Annotated in this window: 2 rRNA genes; both read left to right on the top strand. The window is 41.0% G+C overall.

Annotation, left to right across the window (positions count from 1 at the left end):
- Positions 1 to 103 (top strand): 23S ribosomal RNA (locus L2740_RS21350); the annotation flags it as partial.
- 120 nt (positions 104 to 223) lie between these two features.
- Positions 224 to 339: ribosomal RNA gene (gene rrf, locus L2740_RS21345) — 5S ribosomal RNA — on the top strand.
- Positions 340 to 1,837: the final 1,498 nt, after the last annotated feature.

Genomic DNA, 1,837 nt, shown 5'->3' with positions numbered 1-1,837 from the left:
TCCTCTGAAGAGCCGTTCGAGACTAGGACGTTGATAGGCAAGGTGTGTAAGCGTTGTGAGGCGTTGAGCTAACTTGTACTAATGACTCGTGAGGCTTAACCATACAACCCTAATGGGTTTTATGAGTTAACTATGTTTCCATAGAAACCAGAATTAGAATGAAGCACTTAATGTAGTGTGGACTCAATAAAGAATTTCAAGCTTTCCGAATTTACCCAATTTGTCTGGAAACCATAGAGTTGTGGTACCACCTGAATCCATTCCGAACTCAGAAGTGAAACGCAATATCGCCGATGGTAGTGTGGGGTCTCCCCATGTGAGAGTAGGTCATTTCCAGGCGCCAAATAACGAAAAAGCCCGTTGCTAATGCAACGGGCTTTTTTCGTTATTGTCTGGACTCTTTATTACGAGAATTGACCGAACGAACATGGGGAAATAAAAAGCCCGAACGCAGTGAGGTTCAGTATCCATGTGGAGTAGGGTGAAGCCCTTGTGCTTATCAAACGAAGTTTGATGCAAGGGGGGAACGCGGAGAGCTTGCTCGAAGCTGGCCATTTCCAGGCGCCTATTTATTCTCGAAAGAGAAGTGAAAAGCCCGCTACCATGTAGCGGGCTTTTTTGCGTCTGTAATTTAGTTCATCACGCACTAAAAACCTCGTTATTTTCTCGTTAACCTAACCAATTCTACGTTTTATGAGGTCAGGTACGATTGTTATTCGCTGGCGGCATTGCTTTAGTTAGCTTAATTAAGGCTATTGATGGAAAGAGTCGGCATAGCCGGTTAATCCTTCTTTCAATAAATCCATCTTCAATATCTGTATTTCGGCCTGTTTTGCACTTACAGCTACTGCGCGCGATAAAGTTTCAATCAACTTCGTAAAATTGATGTAATTTCTCCGATTTTCACTCATCGAACTAATTGAAGCGATCCTTTCTAGCTATAACCTGTTTATGCATTTTCTAGAGTGTTGTCTGATCGTTATGGTTCGTCTCAGTTGATCTGATATCGAGTTACTCAAATATTTATTTATCTGATTAAATTCTTGGCAAATATCCAGTAAATAGTTGTTATTAAGTGATGTCTTAATTGTTGCTCCGCCTGTAATAGATGATTTTGAGGCGGTAATAGCTAGGCGTTGTCGATAAATATGTGAATAGCATTTCTTAGGTTGATCCTAGATTTTAAATTTATCGCGGAGAAAACGTTATTGAACACCTATATTAACCGACTCAGATTAGATGTTTAGTTAAAGGCGTTCTAACGTAAAACCAAAGGATGCGTGGTGACTTTTATGTGAGGGTAGCTGGATTGATAAGCGTTGGGAGGAGAACAAAAGCATCATATCAGCATTCCTTTTGAGTTGTGCTCGTCCAGATAGCGTCAAGGTGAGTCGCTTATATTAACCGAGAAATTGTCTTGAAGAGATTTTGGTTAGTAGTTGTTGGGTTTCATCTTCGCTACTAATTAGCAGGGCATGGCTATTTTAAGGCGCTTTTCTATACGTATCGTTTGATAACTATTCGTTTGATTCAAAAAAGCTAATTTTATTACAAAACAGGGTTGCGCTAGTCTGAGATATCCCTATAATGCGCATCCACTGACACGGCACAGCAGGCCAACTACCCAGCGAAAACGCTAGATAGAATGGGACATGCAGCAGTGTTAGAGAGATTAACTTCTACGGAATTTAGCCTCAGGTGACAAGCGGCTTAAGAGCTTCAAGTTATGACTTCTGATTAAGAAATCATCGCTTGAAAAACTTCTTAAAATAAGCGCTTGACGCCAACATCAGGAAGTGTAGAATACGCCTCCTCAGCCAAACGACCTAAGCGTCTA

It is taken from the genome of Shewanella pneumatophori (assembly GCF_023283895.1).
GTDB classification, from domain to species: Bacteria; Pseudomonadota; Gammaproteobacteria; order Enterobacterales; family Shewanellaceae; genus Shewanella; species Shewanella pneumatophori.
Note: the sequence above shows the minus strand (reverse complement) of the source record. Positions and strands in the feature narration are given on the sequence as shown.